Here is a 23,594-nt window from a genome sequence, read left to right on the forward strand (position 1 = left end):
GACGCTTGCAACGGGACGGCAGCTGCCGTCCCGTTGTGCTTTCTGCCGACACCAGTGGCGGTAGCCGGTGCGAGCAAAAGATCGCGGCGCGGTTCTTGGGTACAATCGTGGCATGAACCATCCCGTCGACATCGCCAGCCAGCCGCCAGCGGCGCCGGCCGCCACCGCCAAGAAACTGGAGAAGCTGGGCATCCGCCGCCGCTTCGATCTGGTGCTGCACCTGCCGCTGCGTTACGAAGACGAAACCCACCTCTACCCCATCGCGCAGGCACCGTATGGCCAGGCAGTGCTGGTGGAAGGCGAGGTGAGCAAGTGCGAGGTGCAGTTCCGCCCGCGGCGCCAGCTGGTGGCGCAGATCGAGGACAAGTCCGGCAAGCTGGTACTGCGCTTCATTCATTTCTACCCCAATACCCAGCAGGCACTGGCCGTCGGGAGTCGCGTGCGCGCACTGGGCGAGATCCGCCGTGGTTTCTTTGGCGACGAGATGGTGCACCCCAAGCTGCGCAGCGTGCGCGAGGGCGATGCGCTGGCCGACAGCCTCACCCCGGTATACCCGACGGTAAACGGCCTGACCCAGCCGGTGCTGCGCAAGCTGATCCACGCCGAGCTGAAAACCCTGCCGCTGCCGGAAACGCTGCCGGACGAGGTGCGCCGCAGCCACGGACTGATGCCGTTTGCCGACGCGGTGCAACTGCTGCACAAGCCGGGGCCGGAGTATTCCGCCACCCAGCTGACCGACGGCAATCTGCCGGCCTGGCAGCGCTTGAAGTTCGATGAGCTGCTGGCGCAGCAGCTGTCGATGCGGCTGGCCTACCGTGCGCGGCGAGAAGGCACTGCGCCGGTGATCCAGGGCGACGGCAGCCTGCGCGGCCAACTGGCGGCCAGCCTGCCGTTCGCACTGACCGGTGCGCAGCAGAAAGTGCTGGCCGAGATCACCGCCGACCTGGCGCTGCCGCACCCGATGAACCGCCTGCTACAGGGCGATGTCGGCAGCGGCAAGACTATCGTGGCGGCGATGAGCGCGCTGGCGGCGATCGAGGCCGGCTTCCAGGTGGCGCTGATGGCGCCGACCGAAATCCTGGCCGAACAGCATTATCTGAAACTGTCGGCGTGGATGGCGCCGCTGGGCATCGAGGTGGCCTGGCTGTCCGGCAGCCTGCGCAAGAAGGCGCGCGGCGAGATGGCGGCCAGCATTGCCAGCGGCAGTGCGCGGCTGGCCGTCGGCACCCACGCGCTGTTCCAGGATGACGTCAACTTCGAGCGGCTGGGGCTGGTGATCGTCGACGAGCAGCACCGCTTCGGCGTCGGCCAGCGGCTGGCGCTGCAGCAGAAGGGCGCCGAACCGCACCAGCTGATGATGTCGGCGACACCGATTCCGCGCACATTGGCAATGAGTTTCTACGCCGACCTGGACGTGTCGGTGATCGACGAGCTGCCGCCGGGACGTACCCCCATCGTCACCAAGCTGATCAGCGCCGAACGCCGCGATGCGGTAGTGGCCTATGTCAACAAGACCTGCGGCGAAGGCAACCAGGTGTACTGGGTGTGTCCGCTGATCGAGGAGTCGGAGGCGCTGCAACTGCAGACTGCAGTGGATACCCATGTGGTGTTGCAGCAGGATCTGCCGCAGTGGGGCATCGGCCTGGTGCACGGCCGCATGAAGGCGGCGGAGAAGGCGGCGGTGATGGCGCAGTTCGCCGCCGGTGAGCTGCATATCCTGGTGGCGACCACGGTGATCGAAGTAGGGGTCGACGTGCCCAATGCCAGCCTGATGGTGATCGAGCACGCCGAACGCATGGGGTTGGCACAATTGCACCAGCTACGTGGCCGGGTTGGCCGCGGCGCCGCCAAGTCCACCTGCGTGCTGTTGTTTGAGACGCCGCTGTCGGAGCTGGCCAAGGCGCGACTGAAGGTGATCTACGAGAATACCGATGGCTTCGAGATCGCGCGGCAGGATCTGAACATCCGCGGCCCGGGCGAGTTTCTCGGTGCCCGGCAGAGCGGGTTGCCGATGCTGCGCTTTGCCGACCTGGAGGCGGATATCGAGCTGCTGGAAGCCGCCCGTCAGCTGGCGCCGCAGCTGCTGCAACGTTGGCCGCAATATGCCAACGCCCACCTGGTACGCTGGCTGGCCGGACGCGAGCATTTCCTCAAGGCCTAGCCACGGCGGCCGCGGTGCGGCCAACCTTCCGGCATGAAAAAAGGGCTGCCAGCAGGCAGCCCTTGTCATGTACGGATCAGCGATCAGGCAATCAGTTTGATACCGCAGTAATACATGCCCAGCGCCAGGCACAGGCTGGCCGGCAGGGTCAGGATCCAGGTCAGGGCGATGGTTTTCACCGTCGAGAAGTGGATGCCGGCGCGGTTGACCAGCATGGTGCCGGCGACGGCGCTGGACAGGATCTGGGTGGTGGACACCGGTGCGCCGATCAGACTGGCCAGGCCAATGGAGGCGGCCGACATGGTCTGTGCGGCCATCCCCTGAGCGTAGGTCATGTCCTGCTTGCCGATCTTCTCGCCAATGGTGTGTACCACGCGCTTCCAGCCCACCATGGTGCCCATGCCGATGGCCAGTGCCACGGCGATGATGACCCAGGTCGGTGCGTATTCGGTCAGGTTGCTCAGGTCCTTCTGCATGCCCTTGAGCTGCTTCTGGTCAACTTCGCTGATGCCTGGCACCTTGGCGATCTTCTTGGCGGCATCGGCCAGGCAGATCAGCTGGGTGCGGGTGCTGCTGCGGGCGTTTTCCGGCAGCTGGTCCAGCGACTTGGCATCGCCGATGGCGGAGAGCAGGGCGCCGCTTTCGTCGACGACCTTGCTTACCTCGCAGGTGTGGTTGCCACCGGCCGGGTACTTGGCATCGATAATGGCCTGATTGCGCTGGTACATCTCTTTCAGTTGTACCACGGCGATCTTGGTGTGCTCGATCTGCAGCGGCTCGGCGTCCAGGTTCACCACAAACTGGGCCGGAGCCAGGGCGATCAGCACCAGCATGACCATGCCGACACCTTTCTGGCCGTCATTGGAGCCGTGGGTGAAGCTCATGCCCATCGACGACACGATCAGCATGAAGCGCGCCCAGAACGGAGGGTGCTTGCGGCCTTCGATCTGCTGGCGCTGGAACGGCGACTTGTGGATGTTGCTCAGCGGGCGGATTTTCAGCAGTGCGTACAGCATCAGGCCGGCCAGGCCAGCGCCGAAGATCGGCGATACCAGCAGCGACATGAACACGTCGAGAGCCTTGCCCCAGTTGATACCGTTGGCGATGGAATCACCGGTGAGCAGGGCGTTGCCGATGCCGACACCCAGGATGGAACCGATCAGCGTGTGCGAGCTGGAGGCCGGAATGCCGAAATACCAGGTGCCCAGGTTCCACAGGATGGCGGAGGCGAACAGCGAGAACACCATCACCATGCCTTGTGCCGACTGGATATGCAGCAGCATCTCGGTAGGAATCAGGTTGACGATGGCGTAGGCCACGGCCAGACCGCCAAAGAACACACCCAGGAAGTTGAAGAAGCCGGACATCAGTACGGCGGTCTGCGGCTTCATGGATTGGGTGTAGATGACGGTGGCCACTGCGTTGGCTGTGTCGTGGAAACCGTTGATGAATTCGAAGGCCAGTACGAAGCCGACGGAAAGGACCAGTGCGACAGCAAGCGAGGTGTCGAGGCCCGAGAGCAATTCCAGCATGATTTTGGCTGTGGTTATTGGGGAAAGGCGGGATTCTTGGGGCTGTAACATGACACGTCAAGAGTCTGTAATAAACTTTTTGACGGCGGTCGGCTTCTGGTGTCAAAAGCAGGTGTTTTACTTGACAACAGGGTATTTGTTTGTGTGCTAGGTATTTGATGTAGAAAAGAAAAAGCTCTTACGGCGTAAACCGTAAGAGCTTTGTAATATAACTGTAATATTAGCCGAATTTACCGGTGATGTAGTCTTCGGTTTCCTTGCGCTTCGGTGCGGTAAAGATGCTGTCGGTATCGCCGAATTCCATCAGCTCGCCCAGATACATGTAGGCCGTGTAGTCGGAAACCCGGGCGGCCTGCTGCATGTTGTGGGTCACGATGGCGATGGTGTAATCCTCTTTCAGTTCATGGATCAGCTCTTCGATGTGCCCGGTGGAGATCGGATCCAGTGCCGAGGTCGGTTCGTCCAGCAGCAGCACTTCCGGGCGGGTGGCGACGGCACGGGCAATGCACAGGCGCTGTTGCTGGCCACCGGACAGCGAGTTACCAGACTGCTTGAGTTTGTCCTTAACTTCGCCCCACAGTGCGGCCTTGCGCAAGGCCCACTCCACGCGGTCATCCATTTCGGCGCGGTTCAGGTTCTCGTACAGCTTTACGCCAAAAGTGATGTTGTCGTAGATCGACATCGGGAACGGGGTCGGCTTCTGGAACACCATGCCGACTTTGGCGCGCAGCATGTTCACGTCCACATTGCGTGCCAGCAGATTGTTACCGTCAAACAGGATTTCGCCTTCGGCGCGCATGCCCGGATACAGTTCGAACATGCGGTTGAATGTGCGCAGCAGGGTGGATTTACCGCAACCGGACGGGCCGATGAAGGCCGTAACCTTGCCGGTAGGAATGGCGAGGTTGATGTTCTTCAGCGCGTGAAACTTGCCGTAGTAGAAGTTCAGGTTGTTTACCTGGAGCTTGATATCGTTAGTGGTCATGAGGCGCCAAACCTTAATGAGATTGCGATTTCTGGCTACCAAGCCAGCGGGCAACGATGTTGAGAGTCAGTACGCTGAAGGTGATCAGGATGGAGCCTGCCCACGCCAGGTGATGCCAGTCTTCGTACGGGCTCATGGCGAACTGGAAGATCACGATGGGCAGGTTGGCCATCGGCTGGTTCATATTGCTCCAGAACTGGTTATTCAGTGCGGTGAACAGCAGCGGGGCGGTTTCACCGGAAATACGGGCCACCGCCAGCAGAATGCCGGTGATCACGCCGGATTTGGCGGCGCGCAGGGTTACCAGCAGGGTGACTTTCCACTGCGGTGCGCCCAAGGCGAATGCTGCCTCGCGCAGGCTGCCCGGTACCAGGCGCAGCATGTTCTCGGTGGTGCGGACCACCACCGGAATCACCAGCAGCGCCAGTGCCAGCGAGCCAGCCCAGCCGGAGAAGTGGCCTACCGAGATGACATACACCTCGTAGATAAACAGGCCAATCACGATGGAGGGTGCCGACAGCAGGATGTCGTTGATGAAGCGGGTTGCCGGAGCGAGCCAGCCGCGATCACCGAATTCGGCCAGATAGATACCGGCCAGGATGCCTACCGGGGTACCGATCAGTGTGCCGAAGAAGGTCATCTGCAACGAGCCGGCAATGGCATTGGCCAGCCCGCCGGCCGACCCCGGGGGCGGGGTGATCTTGGTAAACACATCCATGGACAGGCCGGAAAGGCCGTAGTGCAACAGTGTCCACAGGATCCAGAGCAACCAGAACAGGCCAAAGGCCATTGCCAGGGTGGCCCCAAACATATTGAACTTGTTGACTAGCCGGCGGCGGGCATAAATTGCGCGACTGCGGTGTGGTTGACTTGCCATGGGCTTGCTTGCCTTGTCAGTGCGGGCAACATTATTGGTAGTCATGTTGCCTCCTCAGGATGCGCGGCCTTCCTGCTTCTTCAAGCGCAACAACAGCAGCTTGGAGCAGGCCAGCACGACAAATGTAATAAAGAACAAGATCAGGCCGAGTTCAATCAGCGACCCGAGATACAGCTCGCCATTGGCCTCGGCAAACTCGTTGGCCAGTGTCGATGCAATGGAGTTGCCGGCATCAAACAGGCCGGTGGAAAAGTTGGAGGAGTTACCGATGACAAAGGTTACCGCCATGGTTTCACCCAGTGCCCGGCCCAGACCGAGCATGATGCCGCCCACCACGCCGGTCTTGGTGAATGGCAATACGACATGGCGCACGACCTCCCAGGTGGTGCCGCCCAGTCCATAGGCGGACTCTTTCAGCATCGGGGGGACGACCTCGAACACGTCGCGCATCACCGACGAGATGAAGGGGATCACCATGATGGCCAGAATCAGGCCGGCGGTGAACATGCCGATGCCCATTGGCGCGCCCTGGAACAGGAAGCCGACCAGCGGCAGATCGCCCATGTTTTCCAGAACCCAGGGCTGGACGTACTCGCCGAACAGCGGGGCAAACACGAACAGACCCCACATGCCGTAAATAATCGAAGGAATGCCGGCCAGTAGCTCGACCGCGATCCCCAGGGGGCGCTTGAGCATCGGCGGACACAGTTCTGTCAGGAACAATGCAATACCAAAGCTGATCGGAACGCCGATCAGCAGAGCAATAACCGAGGTCACCAGCGTGCCGAAGATGGGCACCAGGGCGCCGAATTTTTCCGAAACCGGATCCCAGTCACTGCTGGTCAGAAAACCCCAGCCAAAGTGTTTGATGGTTGGCAGGGCGCCGATCAGCAGCGAAAGCAGGATGCCGAGCAGCAGCGCCAGAACCAGGAAGGCGAAGCTTCGGGTCAGCAGGCGGAACAGGGCGTCAAGCATCATCTGTCGTTTGAGATGTGCTGCGTTCTGGGTGTTTTCCATGTTGCTCACATTAGCGTATTACAGACAAAAAGCCGGGAGACTTTCGTCCCCGGCTTATCTGGTAGTCAACTCTACCGGGTTACTTCCATACTTGGGCGCCGGAGGCGTTGGTGATCTGCTTCCAGCTGGTGCGGATCAGCGACTTCACGGTAGCCGGCATCGGAACATAGTCAAGCTGGGTGGCGGTAGCGTCGCCATTGTTGTAAGCCCAGTCGAAGAACTTCAGTGCTTCGGTGCCCTGTTCCGGCTTGTCCTGCTTCTTGTGCATCAGGATAAAGGTCGCACTGGCGATCGGCCAGCTGTCCTTGCCCGGCTGGTTGGTCAGGATCAGGTAGAAATCCTTGGCCTTGGCCCAGTCGGCACCAGCGGCAGCCGCCTTGAAGGTGGTGTCATCCGGCTGAACAAAGCTGCCGGCGCTGTTCTGCATGGCTGCGTGGGCAATCTTGTTCTGCTTGGCGTAAGCATATTCAACGTAGCCGATAGCACCCTTGATACGGGTTACATAGTTGGCCACACCTTCATTGCCCTTGCCGCCAACACCGGTTTTCCAGTTAACAGCGGTATTGGAACCGATGCTGCTGCTCCATTCCGGCGACACTTTGGACAGGTAGTTGGTAAATACAAAAGTGGTGCCGGAGCCGTCGGAGCGACGAACAACGGTAATTTTCTGATCCGGCAGCTTCACGCCCGGGTTCAGCTTGGCCAGGGCAGCATCGTTCCAGTTGCTGATCTTGCCCAGGTAAATGTCTGCCAGCAGGGGACCGGTCAGCTTCAGTTGGCCTGCGGTGATGCCTGGCAGGTTTACTACCGGTACAACGCCACCGATAACGGTCGGGAACTGGGTCAGACCGGATTTTTCCAGATCTTCAGGCTTCAGCGGCATGTCGGAGGCGCCGAAATCGACAGTCTTGGACTGGATCTGCTTGATGCCACCGCCGGAGCCGATCGACTGGTAGTTCATGTTGTTGTTGGTCTTGGCCTTGTAGGCCTCAGCCCACTTGGCGTACAGCGGATACGGGAAAGTGGCGCCAGCGCCAGTGATATCGGCTGCCATTGCATTGCCAACAACAAAACCGGACATTGCCAGGGTGACGGCCCAACGAGTAGTGAAGTTCATGCTTGCTCCGAAGTTGAAGTACGCGTTTCGACGGTTCGGATGCTAGAGCTTTGTCGTTTCAGAAATATTACAGTTAGTCACATACGGTCCGACTAATGGTCAACTGCTATAATCCGCCGCTGTAAAAAGGATAGACACGGAGACGGGCGATGCAAGACAAGCTGGTGTTGGGTAACTGGAAGATGAACGGTCGCCTTGCGGCCAACCTTGCATTACTGCAGGCCATGCTGGCAGATGTAGACATTAATAGGGAGGGGGTCGGTATCGCGGCGCCCTATCCTTATCTTGCGCAACTGGGCGAGCTGTTTGCTGGTAGCAAGCTGGCGGTCGCAGCGCAGGATGTCAGTCGCTATGCAGCAGATGGTGCCTTTACCGGTGAAGTCAGTGCCGCAATGCTGGCCGATATGGGGTGCCGCTATGTGTTGATTGGTCATTCCGAGCGCCGCCAGTATTTTGCCGAGGATGATGCATGTTTGCGCCAGAAGTTGCTGGCTGCGGTGGCTGAGGGCCTGATCCCGGTTTACTGCGTAGGCGAGACGTTGGGGGAGCGCGAAGCCGGGCGTTTTGCCGACGTCATCGGCGAGCAACTCATGGTGCTGGATGCAATTGCCGGCAAGGAATATGTTGTGGCATACGAGCCGGTTTGGGCGATCGGAACCGGGCGTGTCGCCAGTATCGAGCAAATCGACGAAGCGCATCGCCTGATTCTGGAGCGCGTGTTGCATTGCCATGGGGCGTCTGCTAGTATTCGCGTCCTCTATGGCGGAAGCGTCAAAGCCGATAACGCCGACGCAATCCTGTCGCTTGCAAGTGTTGGCGGCGCCTTAGTTGGCGGGGCCTCCCTCGAAGTTCAAGGGTTTGGCAAGATTTGTCAGTCGGCTAAAAAGACTTTATAATATGGAACTTCTGAATACTTTTGCACTTGTCGCGCTAATTGTTTCGGCGCTGACTATTATCGTCCTTGTCCTGATGCAGCATGGCAAGGGGGCAGATATGGGTGCCGCTTTTGGTAGTGGTGCATCTGGCAGTCTGTTTGGTGCAACGGGTTCCGCAAATTTCCTGAGTAGGGCTACTGCGTTGGCGGCAGTCGTATTCTTTTCGATGTTGATGCTGATCAGTTATTTGCATGTTGCTGCTACCAGCAAGCTTGGCGTGATGGATACGGCAGTCGAAAATGTTGCTCCGCAAATCCCGAGCGGAGCAGCAAAGGATAAAAGCTCCGGCAAAGTAATTCCGGAGTAACAATCTAGAGTATTGCCGACATGGTGAAATTGGTAGACACGCTATCTTGAGGGGGTAGTGGCCGTAGGCTGTGTGAGTTCGAGTCTCACTGTCGGCACCACATTCAATAAACAGGCCGCCGGGATTCCGGTGGCCTGTTTTGTTTGGAGTCTAAGGAGGTCTTTGGCCTCCTTTCTTTTAGGGGTGTGCGGGAAATGCTGCAAAATTACTTTCCCATTCTGTTGTTTGTCATCGTCGGCCTGCTGGTCGGGGTGGGGCCTCTGTTACTGGGTTGGCTGTTGGCGCCCAATCGGCCTGATCCCGAAAAGCTGTCTCCCTACGAGTGCGGCTTCGAAGCTTTTGAAGACGCACGGATGAAGTTTGACGTTCGGTATTACCTGATCGCCATCTTGTTCATCCTGTTCGATCTGGAGATCGCCTTTCTGTTCCCATGGGCCGTCGTGTTCAAGGAACTGGGTGCGTATGGCTTCGGCGTGATGCTGGAGTTTCTCACCGTCCTGACGCTTGGCTTCGTATACATGTGGAAAAAAGGAGCTCTGGAATGGGAGTAGAGGGCGTTCTCGAAAAGGGGTTTGTCACCACGACGGCGGACAAACTCATCAACTGGACCCGTACTGGTTCCCTGTGGCCGATGACTTTCGGTCTCGCCTGCTGTGCGGTTGAAATGATGCACGCGGGCGCTGCGCGTTATGACCTGGACCGCTTCGGTATCGTATTTCGTCCAAGTCCACGCCAATCCGACCTGATGATCGTGGCTGGCACCTTGTGTAACAAGATGGCTCCGGCTTTGCGCAAGGTGTACGACCAGATGGCGGAGCCCCGCTGGGTGATTTCCATGGGGTCCTGTGCCAATGGTGGTGGCTACTATCATTACTCCTATTCCGTCGTGCGCGGTTGCGACCGCATCGTGCCGGTGGATGTCTATGTTCCGGGCTGTCCTCCGACTGCCGAGGCGCTGCTGTACGGCATCATCCAGCTGCAGAACAAGATCAAGCGAACCAATACCATCGCCCGTTGAGGTAAAACCATGTCCGTGAAAATGGAAAAGCTCAAAACGGCGGTTGAAGAGGTGCTGGGCGATAAGCTCGTTAGCACCAAGATCGCACTGGATGAGCTGACCGTGGTGTGCAAGGCCGCCGATACTCTGGCAGTGATGACCGCCCTGCGCGACCACGACACCCTGTCGTTCGAACAATGTATCGACGTCTGTGGTATGGACTACAGCACTTACAAGGACCAGCCTTGGGATGGTCCGCGTTTTGCTGTGGTCTACCATCTGCTGTCGCTCAAACATAATGTGCGCGTGCGCGTGCGCATCTTCGCCGAGGACGACAGCTTCCCGGTCGTGCCGTCGGTTGCGGATATCTGGTCTGCGGCCAACTGGTTCGAGCGTGAAGCCTTCGATCTGTACGGTATCGTATTCGATGGCCACCCGGACCTGCGTCGTCTGCTGACAGACTACGGTTTTGTCGGCCATCCGTTCCGCAAGGATTTCCCGCTGTCCGGTCACGTCGAGATGCGTTACGACGCAGCCCAGCAGCGCGTTATCTATCAGCCGGTTACCATCGAGCCGCGCGAAATCACGCCGCGCATCATCCGCGAGGAGAACTACGGTGGCTGAAATCCGTAACTACACGCTGAACTTCGGTCCGCAACACCCGGCAGCGCACGGTGTGCTGCGTCTGGTGCTGGAGCTGGATGGTGAGGTTGTACAGCGTGCCGACCCGCATATTGGCCTGCTGCACCGCGGTACCGAGAAGCTGGCCGAAAGCAAGACATTTATCCAGTCTCTGCCGTACATGGACCGTCTGGACTATGTGTCCATGATGTGTAACGAGCACGCTTACTGCCTGGCTATCGAAAAGCTGGCCGGTATCGAAGTGCCGCTGCGTGCGCAATACATCCGTGTGATGTTTGCCGAGATCACCCGAATCCTGAACCACCTGTTGTGGATCGGTGCTCACGCACTGGATATCGGCGCAATGACCATGTTCTTATACGCCTTCCGTGAGCGTGAAGACCTGATGGACTGCTATGAGGCCGTGTCCGGTGCCCGTATGCATGCTGCCTACTTCCGCCCCGGTGGTGTCTATCGTGATCTGCCGGACTCCATGCCGCAGTACACCGTTTCCAAGATCAAGAACGCTCGTGAACTGGCCAAGCTCAATGAAGGCCGCCAGGGCACCATGCTCGATTTCATCGAAGACTTCACCAAGCGCTTCCCGGAAAAAATCGACGAGTACGAAACCCTGCTTACCGATAACCGTATCTGGAAGCAGCGTACCGTCGGTATTGGCGTTGTGTCACCGGAGCGTGCCAAGAACATGGGCCTCACCGGCGCCATGCTGCGCGGTTCGGGTATCGCCTGGGATCTGCGCAAGACCCAACCGTACGATGTATACGATCGCGTCGAGTTCGACGTACCTGTCGGCGTGACTGGTGACTGTTACGACCGTTACCTGGTGCGCGTGGAAGAAATGCGTCAGTCCAACCGCATCGTCGAACAGTGCGTTGCTTGGCTGAAGGCCAACCCGGGTCCGGTCATCACCGAGAACCACAAGTTCGCTCCGCCGAGCCGTGAAGACATGAAGTCGAACATGGAGGAGCTGATCCACCACTTCAAACTGTTTACCGAAGGCATGCATGTGCCGGAAGGCGAAGCCTATGCCGCGGTGGAACATCCGAAGGGTGAGTTCGGTATTTACCTTGTGTCCGACGGTGCCAACAAGCCGTACCGCCTGAAGATCCGCGCACCTGGCTATGCCCACCTGGCAGCCCTGGACGAAATGTCGCGCGGCCACATGATTGCCGACGTGGTGGCAATCATCGGTACCCAGGATATCGTATTTGGGGAGATCGACCGCTGATGCTATCCGCTGAATCCCTGGCAAAAATTGATCGCGAGCTGGCGAAGTATCCGGCCGATCAGGCTCGTTCTGCTGTGATGGGCGCCCTGCGCATCGCATTGACCGAGCGCCGTGAGAAAGGTGCAACGCCGGAAGAGCGTTGTCTCAATTCGGAAGTGATCGAATTCGTCGCCAACTATATCGGCATTGCGCCGGTGGCCGCGTACGAAGTCGCCACTTTCTACAACATGTACGACATGAAGCCGGTGGGCAAGCACAAGATTACCGTGTGCACCAATCTGCCCTGTGCGCTGCGTGGCGGCATGAATGCTGCCGAATACATCGGCAAGAAACTGGGCATCCATCTGGGCGAAACCACTGCCGACGGCAAGTTCACCCTGCTGGAAGGCGAGTGCATGGGTGCCTGTGGCGATGCGCCGGTACTGCTGGTGAATAACCACTCCATGTGCAGCTTCATGACCCCTGAAGCCATCGATAAGAAACTGGCGGAGTTGGAATAATGGCTATCTTCGTCAAAGGCGTGATTTTCGAGGGTGTGGACACTACTGCACCTGATTGCTGGCACATCGATGCCTACATGGCGCGCGGCGGTTACCAGGCTCTGAAGAAGATCTTGGACAACAAGATGCCGCAGGAAGACGTCATCGCGGAAGTGAAGAACTCCGGTTTGCGTGGTCGTGGCGGTGCAGGCTTCCCCACCGGCCTGAAGTGGAGCTTCATGCCGCGTTCGTTCCCGGGCGACAAATACGTGGTATGCAACACCGACGAGGGCGAACCGGGTACCTTCAAGGACCGCGACATCCTGCTGTATAACCCGCATGCACTGATCGAAGGCATGATCATTGCGGGCTACGCCATGGGTTGCAAGGCCGGCTACAACTATATCCACGGCGAAATTTTCGAAGCCTACGAGCTGTTCGAAGCGGCGCTGGACGAGGCCCGCAAGGCCGGTTTCCTGGGGCAGAACATCCTGGGTACCGACTTCAGCTTCGACCTGTTTGCCCACCATGGTTATGGCGCCTACATCTGTGGCGAGGAAACCGCGCTGCTGGAGTCGCTGGAAGGCAAGAAAGGCCAACCGCGCTTCAAGCCGCCGTTCCCGGCCAGCTTCGGTCTTTACGGCAAGCCGACCACCATCAACAACACCGAATCTTTCGCCTCGGTACCGTTCATCATCCGTGATGGCGGGCAGAAATTCCTGGAAGCCGGCAAGCCGAACAACGGTGGTACCAAGCTGTTCTCGATTTCCGGCCATGTGAACCGTCCGGGTAACTACGAGATTCCGCTGGGCACCCCGTTTGCCACGTTGCTGGAAATGGCCGGCGGCATGAAGGATGGCAAGAAGCTCAAGGCGGTGATCCCCGGTGGCTCCTCCGCACCGGTGCTGCCGGGCGAGGTGATGATGGAGCTGACCATGGATTACGACAGCATCGCCAAGGCCGGCTCCATGCTGGGCTCCGGTGCGGTCATCGTGATGAATGAAGACGTATGCATGGTGAAGGCGCTGGAGCGTCTGGCCTACTTCTATCACGAAGAGTCTTGCGGTCAGTGTACGCCGTGCCGTGAAGGTACCGGCTGGCTGTACAAGGTCATCCACCGCATTGCCAACGGCGAAGGCCGCGAAGGCGATCTGGAATTGCTGGAGTCCGTCGGCAACAACATGGCAGGCCGCACCATCTGCGCGCTGGCCGATGCTGCCGTGTTCCCGGTTCGAAGCTTCACCAAACACTTCCGACACGAGTTCGAACATCTGATCGAGCACAAGAAGTCTTTGGTAGATCACAAATGGTGTTGAGCGATGCTTGAAATCGAAATCGACGGTAAAAAACTGACAGTCAATCAGGGTAGCACCGTAATGGATGCTGCCCACGCTGCCGGTACCTACATTCCGCACTTCTGCTACCACAAGAAACTGTCGATTGCGGCCAACTGCCGCATGTGTCTGGTAGAAGTCGAGAAAGCACCGAAGCCGCTGCCGGCTTGTGCCACACCGGTTACGGATGGCATGAAGGTGTATACCGCCTCGCCGCTGGCTAAAAAGGCCCAGGCAGGCGTGATGGAATTCCTGCTGATCAACCACCCGCTGGATTGCCCGATTTGCGATCAGGGCGGCGAGTGCCAGCTGCAGGATCTGGCGGTGGGCTATGGCAACTCTGCTTCCCGCTACCAGGAAGAAAAACGCGTTGTGGTCGGCAAGGACATGGGCCCGCTGGTTTCCGCCGAGGAAATGAGCCGCTGCATTCATTGCACCCGCTGCGTACGTTTCACCGAAGAAATCGGCGGCTTCCAGGAAATCGGCATGGCGAACCGTAGCGAGTTCTCCGAGATCATGCCGTTCCTGGGCAAGACCGTTGATTCGGAAATTTCCGGTAACGTGATTGATCTGTGCCCGGTAGGCGCGCTGACTTCCAAGCCGTTCCGCTACAGCACCCGCGCGTGGGAACTGTCGCGCCGCAAGTCGGTGAGCCCGCACGACGGTCTGGGTGCCAACCTGATCGTACAGGTGAAGCAGAACGAAGTAATGCGCGTGCTGCCGCTGGAAAACGAAGCCATCAACGAATGCTGGCTGTCCGACCGTGATCGTTTCGCCTACGAAGGCCTGAACAGCGCCGAACGTCTGCAGAAGCCGATGATCAAGTTCGACGGCAAGTGGCATGAGACCGACTGGCAGACTGCGCTGGAATACGTGGTTAAGGGGCTGAACGGCGTATCTGCCGATCATGGCAAGGATGCCATCGGCTTCCTGCTGTCGCCGCACAGTACGACCGAAGAACTGTATCTGGCCCAGAAACTGGCCCGCGCTTTTGGCGTGAACAACGTCGATGCCGCATTGCGTCGCAGCGATACCCGCGTGGCCAAACAGCAGCAGGGCGCGCTGTGGCTGGGTTCCTCCATCGTGGAGCTGGCCGCCAGCAAGTCCATCCTGGTCGTGGGCGCCACCCAGCGCAGCGAGCAGCCGTTGCTGGCTTCCCGTCTGCGTCAGTCGGTGAAGAAGGGTAGCCAGCTGAACGTGATTCACGTGGCTGACGACGAACTGTTCACCAGCCTGAATGCCAAGCTGATCGTGGCACCGCAACAGCTGGTGAATGCTTTGGCTCAGGTGCTGAAGGCGGTGGTTACTGCCAAGGCCGGTGAAACCGCTATCGACCTGGCTGCGGCCAACGTGTCCGCCGAGGCGCAAGCGATTGCCGACAGCCTGTGCGCTGCCGACAGCGCGTCTATCGTGCTGGGCAACGTGGCACAGAACCACCCTGCGTTCTCCGAACTGCTGGCGCTGGCACAGGAAATCGCCCGTCTGACGGGGGCGCGCTTCGGTATCGCCGCTGCTGCGGCCAACACCGTGGGTGCGGATGTGGCCGGTGCCAACCCGGTACGTGGCGCATTTGGCCAGAACGTGACTGCGGGTCTGTCGGCAGCAGAAATGTTGGCCGCACCGCGCAAGGCCTACGTACTGCTGAACAACGAAGTGGAAGCCGATAGCTATAACGGCCAGCAAGCCGTTGCCGCCATGAAGCAGGCCGCAACCGTGATCGCGCTGACCGCATACAAGGGCGCTGGTCTGCTGGACTACGCCGACGTGCTGCTGCCGATCGCGCCGTTCTCCGAAACGGCCGGTTCCTTTATCAACATGGAAGGCAAGCTGCAGTCCTTCAACGGTGTGGTGCGTCCGCTGGGCGAAACCCGTCCGGCCTGGAAGGTGCTGCGCGTGCTGGGCAACATGCTGAGCCTGAACGGCTTCGAGCAGAATTCCTGCGAAGAAGTGCGTGCCGAACTGCTGGCGCTGGGTGACATCGCTGCGCAGCTGAACAACGGCCAAAGCGTGCTTGCGGCCAACGTTGCTGCCGGTAACGGCGAGCTGGTACGTGTCGGTGATGTGCCGCTGTACCACGCTGATCCGATCTGCCGCCGTGCCGACTCGCTGCAGCAGACTGCCGCTGCCGCCGTGCCGCAGCTGCAACTGAACCCGGCTGATGCCGAGCGTCTGGGACTGCAGGATGGTCAGGCTGTGACCGTGGCACAAGGTGCTGCAGAAGTCAGCCTGCAGCTGCGTACCGATGCGGCGCTGGCACAGGGTGCGGCCCGTGTTGCGGCAGCACATCCGGCGACCGTGGCGCTGGGTGGCCTGTTCGAACCGATTCAGATCAAGCGAGGTTAATCCATGGAACTGCTGCAAAGCTTGTTGGGTGCCGATGCCGGTCTCGCAGTGTGGACACTGCTGAAGATCCTGGTCATCGTTGGCCCGATGATGGGGGCTGTAGCCTACCTGACGCTCGCCGAGCGCAAGGTGATTGGCTACATGCAGATTCGTATCGGTCCGAACCGTGTCGGTCCTAAAGGCCTGCTGCAGCCGCTGGCCGATGGCGTCAAGCTGCTGATGAAGGAAATCATTCTGCCGACCAAGTCGAGCAAGGGTCTTTTCCTGCTGGCACCGGTGCTGTCCATCATGCCGGCGCTGGCTGCCTGGGCGGTTATCCCGTTCGATGAGGGCCTGCAGGTCACCAACATCGATGCCTCGCTGCTGTACATCATGGCCATCACCTCGATGGGCGTGTACGGCGTGATCGTGGCTGGTTGGGCGGGTAACTCCAAGTACTCGTTCCTGGGCGCGCTGCGTTCTTCCGCGCAGATCGTGTCCTACGAGATCGCCATGGGTTTCGCGCTGGTTGGCGTGCTGATGGTGTCCAGCAGCCTGAACCTGGTGGATATCGTGAAACAGCAGGGTGTCGGCATCGCCGGCGGCTCCATTCTGTCCTGGAACTGGCTGCCGCTGTTTCCGCTGTTCCTGGTGTACCTGATCTCCGGTGTGGCTGAAACCAACCGTGCGCCGTTCGACGTGGCCGAAGGTGAATCCGAAATCGTGGCCGGTTTCCATGTGGAATACTCCGGCATGGCGTTCGCGATCTTCTTCCTGGCCGAATACGCCAACATGATCCTGATCGCGGCACTGACTTCGATCATGTTCCTGGGGGGGTGGCTGTCGCCGTTCCCGGCATCGTGGGGCATTCTGGGCGCCGGTAGCATCTTGTGGCTGTTTGCCAAGATGTCCGTGGTGCTGTTTCTGTTCCTGTGGTTCCGCGCCACCTTCCCGCGTTACCGCTACGACCAGATCATGCGTCTGGGCTGGAAAGTGTTCATTCCGGTGACGCTGGTTTGGGTGCTGGTACTCGGCGTGTGGATGTTGTCTCCGCTGTCGCTGTGGAAGTGATGGAGCTTGGGTGAAATAGCATGGAAATGATCCGCAACTTTTTCAAAACCTTCCTGCTGGTAGAACTGGTGCAGGGCCTGATGGTGACTGGTCGTCACTTTTTCGCCCGCAAGATCACCGTACAGTTCCCGGAAGAGAAGACCCCGATCTCGCCGCGCTTCCGTGGCCTGCACGCGCAACGCCGTTATGCCAACGGTGAAGAGCGTTGCATTGCCTGTAAGCTGTGCGAGGCTGTGTGCCCGGCAATGGCCATTACCATCGAGTCGGAACAGCGTGAAGACGGCACCCGCCGCACCTCGCGTTACGACATCGACCTGACCAAGTGCATCTTCTGTGGTTTCTGTGAAGAAGCCTGCCCGGTGGATGCCATCGTCGAGACGCACATTTTTGAATACCACGGCGAGAAACGTGGCGACCTGTACTACACCAAGCCGATGCTGCTGGCCGTCGGTGACAAGTACGAAGCGCAAATCGCGGCCAACAAGGCTGCGGACGCCAAGTATCGCTAAGGGGGACCCATGGACTTTCAGGCTGTCGTTTTTTATATCCTGTCGGCGATCCTGATTTTCGCGGGTTTCCGCGTGGTCACGGCTAAAAACCCGGTACATGCTGCGCTGTACCTGGTGCTGGCTTTCTTTACCGCCTCCGGCCACTGGCTGCTGCTGCAGGCCGAATTCCTGGCTATTGCACTGGTACTGGTGTACGTGGGGGCGGTTACGGTGCTGTTCCTGTTTGTGGTGATGATGCTCGACATCAATGTGGAGAAGCTGCGCGCCGGGTTCTGGAGCCACTTCCCGCAAGCTGCCATCGTGGCGCTGATCATGATGGCCGAGATCATCCTGGTGCTGTCCAGCCCCGAGGCCGGTCTGTCCAAACTGCAGCCGGCGGCTGATGCCATGGCCAAAATCAGCAACGTGAAGGTGCTGGGCGGCCAGCTTTACACCACCTACCTGCTGCCGTTTGAAGCGGCTGCGGTAATCCTGCTGGTTGCCATGGTGGCCGCCATCGGCATTACCCAGCGTCAGCGCAAAGACAGCAAGGCAGTTGATCCGGGGGTGCAAGTACGTGTCCGTCGTGACGATCGGGTTCGCATCGTCAAGATGGAAGCGGTAAAGCCGGAAGTGGCTACTGCATCCGAGTCCAATAACGAGCAACAGGCCTGACGGCCGTAACGGGAGTAAATGTGCTTACACTGACTCACTTCCTGGTGCTGGCCGGCATCCTGTTCGCCATCAGCGTCCTGGGTATTTTCCTGAACCGGAAAAACCTCATCGTGCTGTTGATGGCTATCGAATTGATGCTGCTTGCGGTGAACTACAACTTCATCGCTTTCTCGCACTACCTGTCGGATTCGGCAGGGCAGATTTTTGTCTTCTTCATCCTGACCGTGGCGGCCGCCGAATCGGCAATCGGCCTCGCGATCCTGGTGGTGCTGTTCCGTAATCTGAACAGTATCAACGTGGAAGACTTGGGCAGCCTCAAAGGCTAACAAAACCGGATTTCAATTCTAAAAAGCACGACAAACATGGATATGAAGAGCTTATACCTGCTGATTGCGCTCTCACCGCTGGTGGGGTCGATCATTGCAGGCCTGTTTGGCTGGGCGATTGGTCGCCGTGCTGCCCACGTTGTGACGATTCTCGGCGTGGCAGTATCGGCGGTGCTGTCGATCGGAGTACTGAAGGGCTTCCTTGATGGCAGCGCTCAGGTATTCAACGGCCCTGTGTATACCTGGCTGACGGTAGGCGGTTTCGAATTCTCCGTCGGTTTCCTGGTGGATTCGCTGACTGCGATGATGTTGGTGGTGGTGACCTTCGTGTCGCTGATGGTGCATATCTACACCATCGGCTACATGCAGGAAGATCCGGGCTACCAGCGCTTCTTCAGCTACATTTCGCTGTTTACCTTCTCGATGCTGATGCTGGTGATGTCCAACAACTTCATCCAGCTGTTCTTCGGCTGGGAAGCGGTTGGTCTGGTGTCCTACTTGCTGATCGGTTTCTGGTTCAAGCGTCCGACTGCCGTCTTCGCCAACCTGAAGGCGTTCCTGGTTAACCGCGTCGGTGACTTCGGTTTCCTGCTCGGCATCGGTTTGGTGCTGGCTTACTTCGGCGGTTAGCTGAACTACAGCGATGTGTTTGCTGCTGCGCCTGCGCTGGCCAGCAAGACTATCGAGCTGATTCCGGGTACCCACTGGTCGCTGCTGACCGTGACCTGCATCCTGCTGTTCGTCGGTGCAATGGGTAAATCGGCGCAGTTCCCGCTGCATGTGTGGCTGCCTGACTCCATGGAAGGTCCGACCCCGATCTCGGCACTGATTCACGCCGCGACCATGGTGACTGCCGGTATCTTCATGGTGTCGCGGATGAGCCCGCTGTATGAAATGTCCGATGTAGCGCTGAACGTGGTGCTGGTGGCTGGTGCCATTACTGCTCTGTTCATGGGCTTCCTCGGCGTGGTACAGAACGACATCAAGCGTGTCGTGGCTTACTCCACCCTGTCGCAGCTGGGTTACATGACTGTGGCGCTGGGCGCATCTGCCTACTCGGTGGCCATGTTCCACGTGATGACCCACGCCTTCTTCAAGGCTCTGCTGTTCCTCGGCGCCGGTTCCGTGATCATGGGCATGCATCACGATCAGGACATGCGCAATATGGGTGGCCTGCGCAAGTACATGCCGATTACCTGGATTACTTCGCTGCTGGGTTCGTTGGCACTGATCGGTACCCCGTTCTTCTCCGGCTTCTACTCGAAGGATTCCATCATCGAGGCGGTGCATGCATCGCATCTGCCGGCGGCCGGTTTTGCCTACTTCGCCGTAATTGCCGGTGTGTTTGTTACCGCTTTCTACTCCTTCCGCATGTACTTCCTGGTATTCCATGGCAAGGAGCGCTGGATGGAGAACCATGGCAGTGAGCATGCCCATCATGGCGATCATGATGATGAAGAGCCGTCCGACGACCACCACCATGGTCTGGGCCCGAACGACAAGCCGCACGAAAGCCCGTGGGTGGTAACCCTGCCGCTGGTGCTGCTGGCCATCCCGTCGGTGCTGGTAGGTTTCTTTGCTATCGATCCGCTGCTGTACGGTGACTTCTTCAAGGGTGTGATTCACATCAATCACGAACTGCATCCGGCGCTGGAAGAAATGGGGCACGAATTCCACGGTCCGGTCGGCATGGCGCTGCATGCGCTGACCAGCCTGCCGTTCCTGCTGGCGGCCTCTGGCGTTATCGTTGCCTGGTACTTCTATATGAAGGCACCGCACATCCCGGCGGCTATCAAGCAGAAGTTTGCACCGGTGCACACCCTGCTGGAGAACAAGTACTACCTGGATGAGATCTACTTTGCCGTGTTCGCCAAGGGCTCGCGCCTGCTAGGTACTTTCTTCTGGAAAGTCGGCGATATGCTGCTGATTGACGGTTTGCTGGTTAACGGCACTGCCCGTCTGGTGGGCTACTTCTCTGGCGTGGTACGCAAGCTGCAGACCGGTTTCATCTATAGCTACGCAGCCATCATGATTATTGGTGTGCTGGTGCTGATGACCTACTGGTTGAAGCCGCTGATCCTGCGCTAAGGGTCGGTTACCGGAATCGCAAAAAGAATAGGTTATCGATATGTTTGCTAATACCTTGAGTCTGGTGATCTGGACTCCGATTGTGGCAGGCCTCCTGGTGCTGGCCACCGGCGGCGACCAGCGGGCAATGCTGGCGCGCTGGCTGGCGGTCGCCGGTGCCCTCGCGGGTTTTGTGGTGTCTCTGCCGCTGTTTACCCAGTTCAACAACCTGCATGGTGGCATGCAGTTTGTTGAGCAGATGCCGTGGATCAAGTCTCTCGGCATTAACTACCACCTGGGCGTGGACGGTATCTCGATGCTGTTCATTGTGCTCAACAGCTTCACTACCCTGATGGTGGTACTGGCTGGCTGGGAGGTGATCCAGAAACGCACTGCACAGTACATGGCGGCGTTCCTGATCATGTCCGGTCTGATCAACGGTGCCTTTGCCGCACTGGATGCCATCCTGTTCTACGTGTTCTTCGAGGGCATGCTGATCCCGATGTACCTGATCATCGGTGTCTGGGGTGGTCCGCGTCGTGTCTATGCATCGGTAAAGTTCTTCCTTTACACCCTGCTGGGCTCGCTGCTGATGCTGGTTGCGTTTATCTACCTGTATTTCCAGGCTGGTAAAACCTTCGAGATCGAAGCCTTCCAGGCGTTGGCGAAAATCCCGCGTGATGTGCAGATTCTGCTGTTTATCGCTTTCTTCCTGTCCTTCGCGGTGAAGGTGCCGATGTGGCCGGTACATACCTGGTTGCCGGATGCCCACGTGGAAGCGCCAACCGGTGGCTCCATGGTGCTGGCCGCGATTACCCTGAAGATCGGTGCTTACGGCTTCCTGCGGTTTGCACTGCCTATCGTGCCGGATGCCGCGCTGCAGCTGTCGCCGGTGATTGTTGCCATGTCGTTGGTGGCCGTGGTGTACATCGGTCTGGTGGCGCTGGTGCAGACCGACATGAAGAAACTGGTGGCTTACTCCTCCATTTCGCACATGGGTTTCGTTACCCTGGGCATGTTCCTGTTTACCGGTAGCAACCAGAACGTGTGGGCGGTAGAGGGCGCGCTGGTACAGATGGTGTCGCACGGTTTCGTGTCCGCCGCGATGTTCTTCTGTATCGGTGTGATGTACGACCGCGTGCATAGCCGCAACATTGCCGACTACGGTGGCGTTGCCAACAAGATGCCGATCTTTGCTGCCTTCATGATGCTGTTTGCCATGGCCAACTCCGGTCTGCCGGCAACTTCCGGCTTCGTGGGCGAGTTCATGGTGATCATGGGCGCCGTGCAGGTGAATTTCTGGGTTGCTGCCCTTGCTGCCACCACGCTGATCTTCGGCGCTGCTTACACCCTGTGGATGTACAAGCGCGTGATTTTCGGCGAAGTGGGTAACCATCATGTGGCCGAGCTGACCGACGTGAACAAGCGCGAGTTCCTGGTGCTGGCGATCCTGGCGATTGCCGTGCTGGGCATGGGTCTGTACCCGCAAGCCTTTGTCGAGAAGATGCACCTCTCCGTTAATGACCTGATTGCGCACGTAGCGATCAGCAAGCTCTAAGCCAACAAGGACAAAGCTATGAATTGGGCTGATCTCAACCTGATGCCGGCATTGCCCGAGATGTTTCTGCTCGGAGCATTGCTGGTCATCCTGATGCTGGATCTGTTTATCTCGGATGCCAAACGCGTTATCACCTACAGCCTGTCGCTGGTGACGCTGGCGGTGTGCGCGTTCCTGCAGATCAACACGTTTGAACCGTTTGCCAGCTACACCTTCAGTGGCATGTTTATTGACGATCCGATGTCCGATATCGTCAAGGTGGCCATGTACGGCGTTACCGCTACCGTGCTGGTTTACACCCGCCAGTACGCTACCGATCGCGGTCTGTTCAAGGGCGAGTATTTCACCCTGTCGCTGTTTGCCCTGCTGGGTATGAACTTCATGGTGTCGGCCAGCAACTTCGTCAGCCTGTATCTGGGCCTGGAGTTGCTGTCGCTGTCGCTGTACTCGCTGATCGCGCTGCAGCGAGATTCCGCGCGTGCTACCGAGTCGGCAATGAAGTATTTCGTACTCGGCGCACTGGCCTCGGGTCTGCTGCTGTACGGCATGTCCATGCTGTACGGTGCGACCGGCTCGCTGGATCTGGCGCTGATTGCCAAGTCGATTGCTTCCGGTTCTGCCAACCAGACCCTGCTGGTATTTGGCCTGGTATTCATCGTTGCTGGTCTGGCGTTCAAACTGGGTGCCGTTCCGTTCCACATGTGGGTGCCGGACGTTTACCATGGTGCGCCTACCGCGCTGACACTGATGATCGGTGCTGCGCCCAAGTTGGCCGCATTCGTATTCGTGGTGCGTATCCTGGTTCAGGGCTTGGGTGGCATGGTGGCCGACTGGCAGGGCATGCTGGCGATCATTGCGGTGCTGTCGATGGCAATCGGCAACATTACCGCCATTGCCCAGACCAACCTCAAGCGTATGCTGGCTTACTCCACCATTTCGCACATGGGTTTCCTGCTGCTGGGCCTGATTGCCGGCACCCCGGAAGGCTATTCCGCGGCGATGTTCTACGCCATCGTTTACGTGCTGACCACCCTGGTGGGCTTCGGTATCCTGCTGGGCTTGTCCCGTGCCGGTTTCGAGTGCGAGACACTGGACGATCTGAAAGGTCTGAACAGCCGCAATAGCTGGTACGCGCTGCTGATGCTGCTGGCACTGTTCTCCATGGCCGGTATTCCGCCGCTGGCAGGCTTCTATGCCAAGTTTGCCGTGATCCAGGCCATCGTCAACGTGAACCTGGTGTGGCTGGCAGTCGTGGCCGTGCTGATGTCGCTGATCGGCGCTTTCTACTACCTGCGTGCGGTGAAGGCCATGTACTTCGATGATGTGCAGGACAACAGCCCGATCAGCATGGCCGGCGACATGAAGCTGGTACTGTCGATCAATGCCATCGCATTGCTGGTGCTGGGGGTGATGCCGGAACGTCTGGTCGCCATGTGTGTCCAAGCGATGAAACTGTCGCTCACTACCCTGTAAGGA

The 23,594-nt window shown here is 58.7% G+C and carries 21 protein-coding genes, 1 tRNA gene and 1 pseudogene; 18 read left to right on the plus strand and 5 right to left on the minus strand.

The genetic code is table 11. From position 1 onward, the window contains the following. The first annotated feature begins 112 nt into the window (after nucleotides 1-112). Complete coding sequence (recG, locus tag HU218_RS15880) at nucleotides 113-2,161, plus strand: ATP-dependent DNA helicase RecG (RefSeq protein WP_174875920.1); 2,049 nt, start codon at nucleotides 113-115, stop codon at nucleotides 2,159-2,161. Between the two features lie 83 nt (nucleotides 2,162-2,244). On the opposite strand, the gene HU218_RS15885 is transcribed toward recG, so the two are convergent. The 5 genes from HU218_RS15885 to pstS form a co-directional block, all read right to left on the minus strand. Further along, nucleotides 2,245-3,693 (minus strand): inorganic phosphate transporter, encoded by a 1,449-nt coding sequence (locus HU218_RS15885; protein ID WP_174875921.1) that lies wholly within the window; start codon nucleotides 3,691-3,693, stop codon nucleotides 2,245-2,247. A 220-nt stretch (nucleotides 3,694-3,913) separates the two neighbouring features. After that, entirely contained in the window at nucleotides 3,914-4,678 is a 765-nt protein-coding gene (pstB, locus tag HU218_RS15890; protein WP_174875922.1) for a phosphate ABC transporter ATP-binding protein PstB, read from the minus strand. Nucleotides 4,679-4,691: 13 nt separating this feature from the next. Next, nucleotides 4,692-5,555, minus strand: coding sequence for a phosphate ABC transporter permease PstA (pstA, locus tag HU218_RS15895; RefSeq protein ID WP_217450855.1), 864 nt, complete (start codon nucleotides 5,553-5,555; stop codon nucleotides 4,692-4,694). A gap of 54 nt (nucleotides 5,556-5,609) precedes the next feature. Then, nucleotides 5,610-6,572, minus strand: coding sequence for a phosphate ABC transporter permease subunit PstC (pstC, locus tag HU218_RS15900; RefSeq protein WP_174875924.1), 963 nt, complete (start codon nucleotides 6,570-6,572; stop codon nucleotides 5,610-5,612). A gap of 79 nt (nucleotides 6,573-6,651) precedes the next feature. Then, nucleotides 6,652-7,689: a phosphate ABC transporter substrate-binding protein PstS gene (pstS, locus tag HU218_RS15905; protein WP_174875925.1), complete on the minus strand. Its 1,038-nt coding sequence runs from the start codon at nucleotides 7,687-7,689 to the stop codon at nucleotides 6,652-6,654. A gap of 149 nt (nucleotides 7,690-7,838) precedes the next feature. On the opposite strand from pstS, the gene tpiA reads away from it, so the two are divergent. From tpiA to nuoN, 17 genes and pseudogenes are all read left to right on the plus strand, one after another. Next, on the plus strand, nucleotides 7,839-8,585 hold the full coding sequence (gene tpiA / locus HU218_RS15910; protein ID WP_174875926.1) for a triose-phosphate isomerase: 747 nt from the start codon (nucleotides 7,839-7,841) through the stop codon (nucleotides 8,583-8,585). Nucleotide 8,586: 1 nt separating this feature from the next. Next, nucleotides 8,587-8,931, plus strand: coding sequence for a preprotein translocase subunit SecG (gene secG / locus HU218_RS15915; RefSeq protein ID WP_174875927.1), 345 nt, complete (start codon nucleotides 8,587-8,589; stop codon nucleotides 8,929-8,931). Nucleotides 8,932-8,945: 14 nt separating this feature from the next. Continuing rightward, nucleotides 8,946-9,031: transfer RNA gene (locus HU218_RS15920), tRNA-Leu, on the plus strand. 94 nt (nucleotides 9,032-9,125) lie between these two features. Then, nucleotides 9,126-9,482 carry an NADH-quinone oxidoreductase subunit A gene (locus tag HU218_RS15925; protein WP_174875928.1) on the plus strand — a complete coding sequence of 119 codons (357 nt, stop codon included), beginning with the start codon at nucleotides 9,126-9,128 and terminating at the stop codon, nucleotides 9,480-9,482. Then, complete coding sequence (locus HU218_RS15930; RefSeq protein WP_047966924.1) at nucleotides 9,473-9,949, plus strand: NuoB/complex I 20 kDa subunit family protein; 477 nt, start codon at nucleotides 9,473-9,475, stop codon at nucleotides 9,947-9,949. The genes HU218_RS15925 and HU218_RS15930 overlap by 10 nt, the downstream gene beginning before the upstream one ends. Nucleotides 9,950-9,970: 21 nt before the next feature. Further along, on the plus strand, nucleotides 9,971-10,552 hold the full coding sequence (locus HU218_RS15935) for an NADH-quinone oxidoreductase subunit C (protein ID WP_425509259.1): 582 nt from the start codon (nucleotides 9,971-9,973) through the stop codon (nucleotides 10,550-10,552). Next, a complete protein-coding gene (locus HU218_RS15940; RefSeq protein WP_174875930.1) occupies nucleotides 10,545-11,798 on the plus strand; it encodes an NADH-quinone oxidoreductase subunit D in 1,254 nt (417 codons plus the stop codon). The genes HU218_RS15935 and HU218_RS15940 overlap by 8 nt, the downstream gene beginning before the upstream one ends. Then, the gene (gene nuoE, locus HU218_RS15945) at nucleotides 11,798-12,298 is read left to right on the plus strand and encodes an NADH-quinone oxidoreductase subunit NuoE (RefSeq protein ID WP_174875931.1); all 501 of its coding nucleotides are present in this window, start codon (nucleotides 11,798-11,800) and stop codon (nucleotides 12,296-12,298) included. The genes HU218_RS15940 and nuoE overlap by 1 nt, the downstream gene beginning before the upstream one ends. Beyond that, complete coding sequence (gene nuoF, locus HU218_RS15950; protein WP_174875932.1) at nucleotides 12,298-13,593, plus strand: NADH-quinone oxidoreductase subunit NuoF; 1,296 nt, start codon at nucleotides 12,298-12,300, stop codon at nucleotides 13,591-13,593. The genes nuoE and nuoF overlap by 1 nt, the downstream gene beginning before the upstream one ends. Nucleotides 13,594-13,596: 3 nt before the next feature. Next, nucleotides 13,597-15,954 carry an NADH-quinone oxidoreductase subunit NuoG gene (gene nuoG, locus HU218_RS15955; protein WP_174875933.1) on the plus strand — a complete coding sequence of 786 codons (2,358 nt, stop codon included), beginning with the start codon at nucleotides 13,597-13,599 and terminating at the stop codon, nucleotides 15,952-15,954. A 3-nt stretch (nucleotides 15,955-15,957) separates the two neighbouring features. Next, the gene (gene nuoH / locus HU218_RS15960; protein ID WP_174875934.1) at nucleotides 15,958-17,004 is read left to right on the plus strand and encodes an NADH-quinone oxidoreductase subunit NuoH; all 1,047 of its coding nucleotides are present in this window, start codon (nucleotides 15,958-15,960) and stop codon (nucleotides 17,002-17,004) included. Between the two features lie 29 nt (nucleotides 17,005-17,033). Further along, entirely contained in the window at nucleotides 17,034-17,513 is a 480-nt protein-coding gene (gene nuoI, locus HU218_RS15965) for an NADH-quinone oxidoreductase subunit NuoI (RefSeq protein WP_217450857.1), read from the plus strand. Between the two features lie 9 nt (nucleotides 17,514-17,522). Further along, nucleotides 17,523-18,167, plus strand: a complete 645-nt coding sequence (locus HU218_RS15970) for an NADH-quinone oxidoreductase subunit J (protein ID WP_174875936.1) — start codon at nucleotides 17,523-17,525, stop codon at nucleotides 18,165-18,167. Between the two features lie 20 nt (nucleotides 18,168-18,187). Continuing rightward, nucleotides 18,188-18,493, plus strand: a complete 306-nt coding sequence (nuoK, locus tag HU218_RS15975) for an NADH-quinone oxidoreductase subunit NuoK (protein ID WP_174875937.1) — start codon at nucleotides 18,188-18,190, stop codon at nucleotides 18,491-18,493. A 36-nt stretch (nucleotides 18,494-18,529) separates the two neighbouring features. Beyond that, nucleotides 18,530-20,581, plus strand: a pseudogene (nuoL, locus tag HU218_RS15980) (NADH-quinone oxidoreductase subunit L). A gap of 40 nt (nucleotides 20,582-20,621) precedes the next feature. Next, nucleotides 20,622-22,118, plus strand: a complete 1,497-nt coding sequence (locus HU218_RS15985) for an NADH-quinone oxidoreductase subunit M (protein WP_174875938.1) — start codon at nucleotides 20,622-20,624, stop codon at nucleotides 22,116-22,118. 18 nt (nucleotides 22,119-22,136) lie between these two features. Continuing rightward, a complete protein-coding gene (nuoN, locus tag HU218_RS15990) occupies nucleotides 22,137-23,591 on the plus strand; it encodes an NADH-quinone oxidoreductase subunit NuoN (protein WP_174875939.1) in 1,455 nt (484 codons plus the stop codon). Nucleotides 23,592-23,594: the final 3 nt, after the last annotated feature.

The organism is Vogesella oryzae (genome assembly GCF_902829295.1).
Lineage (GTDB): Bacteria > Pseudomonadota > Gammaproteobacteria > Burkholderiales > Chromobacteriaceae > Vogesella > Vogesella oryzae.

Coding starts and splice junctions, on each gene's coding strand:
- pstC (WP_174875924.1), bottom strand. CDS start 6,572: ATGGAAAACACCCAGAACGCAGCACATCTCAAACGACAGATGATGCTT.
- nuoN (WP_174875939.1), top strand. CDS start 22,137: ATGAATTGGGCTGATCTCAACCTGATGCCGGCATTGCCCGAGATGTTT.
- HU218_RS15885 (WP_174875921.1), bottom strand. CDS start 3,693: ATGCTGGAATTGCTCTCGGGCCTCGACACCTCGCTTGCTGTCGCACTG.
- HU218_RS15985 (WP_174875938.1), top strand. CDS start 20,622: ATGTTTGCTAATACCTTGAGTCTGGTGATCTGGACTCCGATTGTGGCA.
- HU218_RS15930 (WP_047966924.1), top strand. CDS start 9,473: ATGGGAGTAGAGGGCGTTCTCGAAAAGGGGTTTGTCACCACGACGGCG.
- recG (WP_174875920.1), top strand. CDS start 113: ATGAACCATCCCGTCGACATCGCCAGCCAGCCGCCAGCGGCGCCGGCC.
- tpiA (WP_174875926.1), top strand. CDS start 7,839: ATGCAAGACAAGCTGGTGTTGGGTAACTGGAAGATGAACGGTCGCCTT.
- nuoG (WP_174875933.1), top strand. CDS start 13,597: ATGCTTGAAATCGAAATCGACGGTAAAAAACTGACAGTCAATCAGGGT.
- nuoF (WP_174875932.1), top strand. CDS start 12,298: ATGGCTATCTTCGTCAAAGGCGTGATTTTCGAGGGTGTGGACACTACT.
- pstS (WP_174875925.1), bottom strand. CDS start 7,689: ATGAACTTCACTACTCGTTGGGCCGTCACCCTGGCAATGTCCGGTTTT.
- nuoE (WP_174875931.1), top strand. CDS start 11,798: ATGCTATCCGCTGAATCCCTGGCAAAAATTGATCGCGAGCTGGCGAAG.
- HU218_RS15925 (WP_174875928.1), top strand. CDS start 9,126: ATGCTGCAAAATTACTTTCCCATTCTGTTGTTTGTCATCGTCGGCCTG.
- HU218_RS15970 (WP_174875936.1), top strand. CDS start 17,523: ATGGACTTTCAGGCTGTCGTTTTTTATATCCTGTCGGCGATCCTGATT.
- HU218_RS15935 (WP_425509259.1), top strand. CDS start 9,971: ATGGAAAAGCTCAAAACGGCGGTTGAAGAGGTGCTGGGCGATAAGCTC.
- pstA (WP_217450855.1), bottom strand. CDS start 5,555: ATGGCAAGTCAACCACACCGCAGTCGCGCAATTTATGCCCGCCGCCGG.
- pstB (WP_174875922.1), bottom strand. CDS start 4,678: ATGACCACTAACGATATCAAGCTCCAGGTAAACAACCTGAACTTCTAC.
- secG (WP_174875927.1), top strand. CDS start 8,587: ATGGAACTTCTGAATACTTTTGCACTTGTCGCGCTAATTGTTTCGGCG.
- nuoH (WP_174875934.1), top strand. CDS start 15,958: ATGGAACTGCTGCAAAGCTTGTTGGGTGCCGATGCCGGTCTCGCAGTG.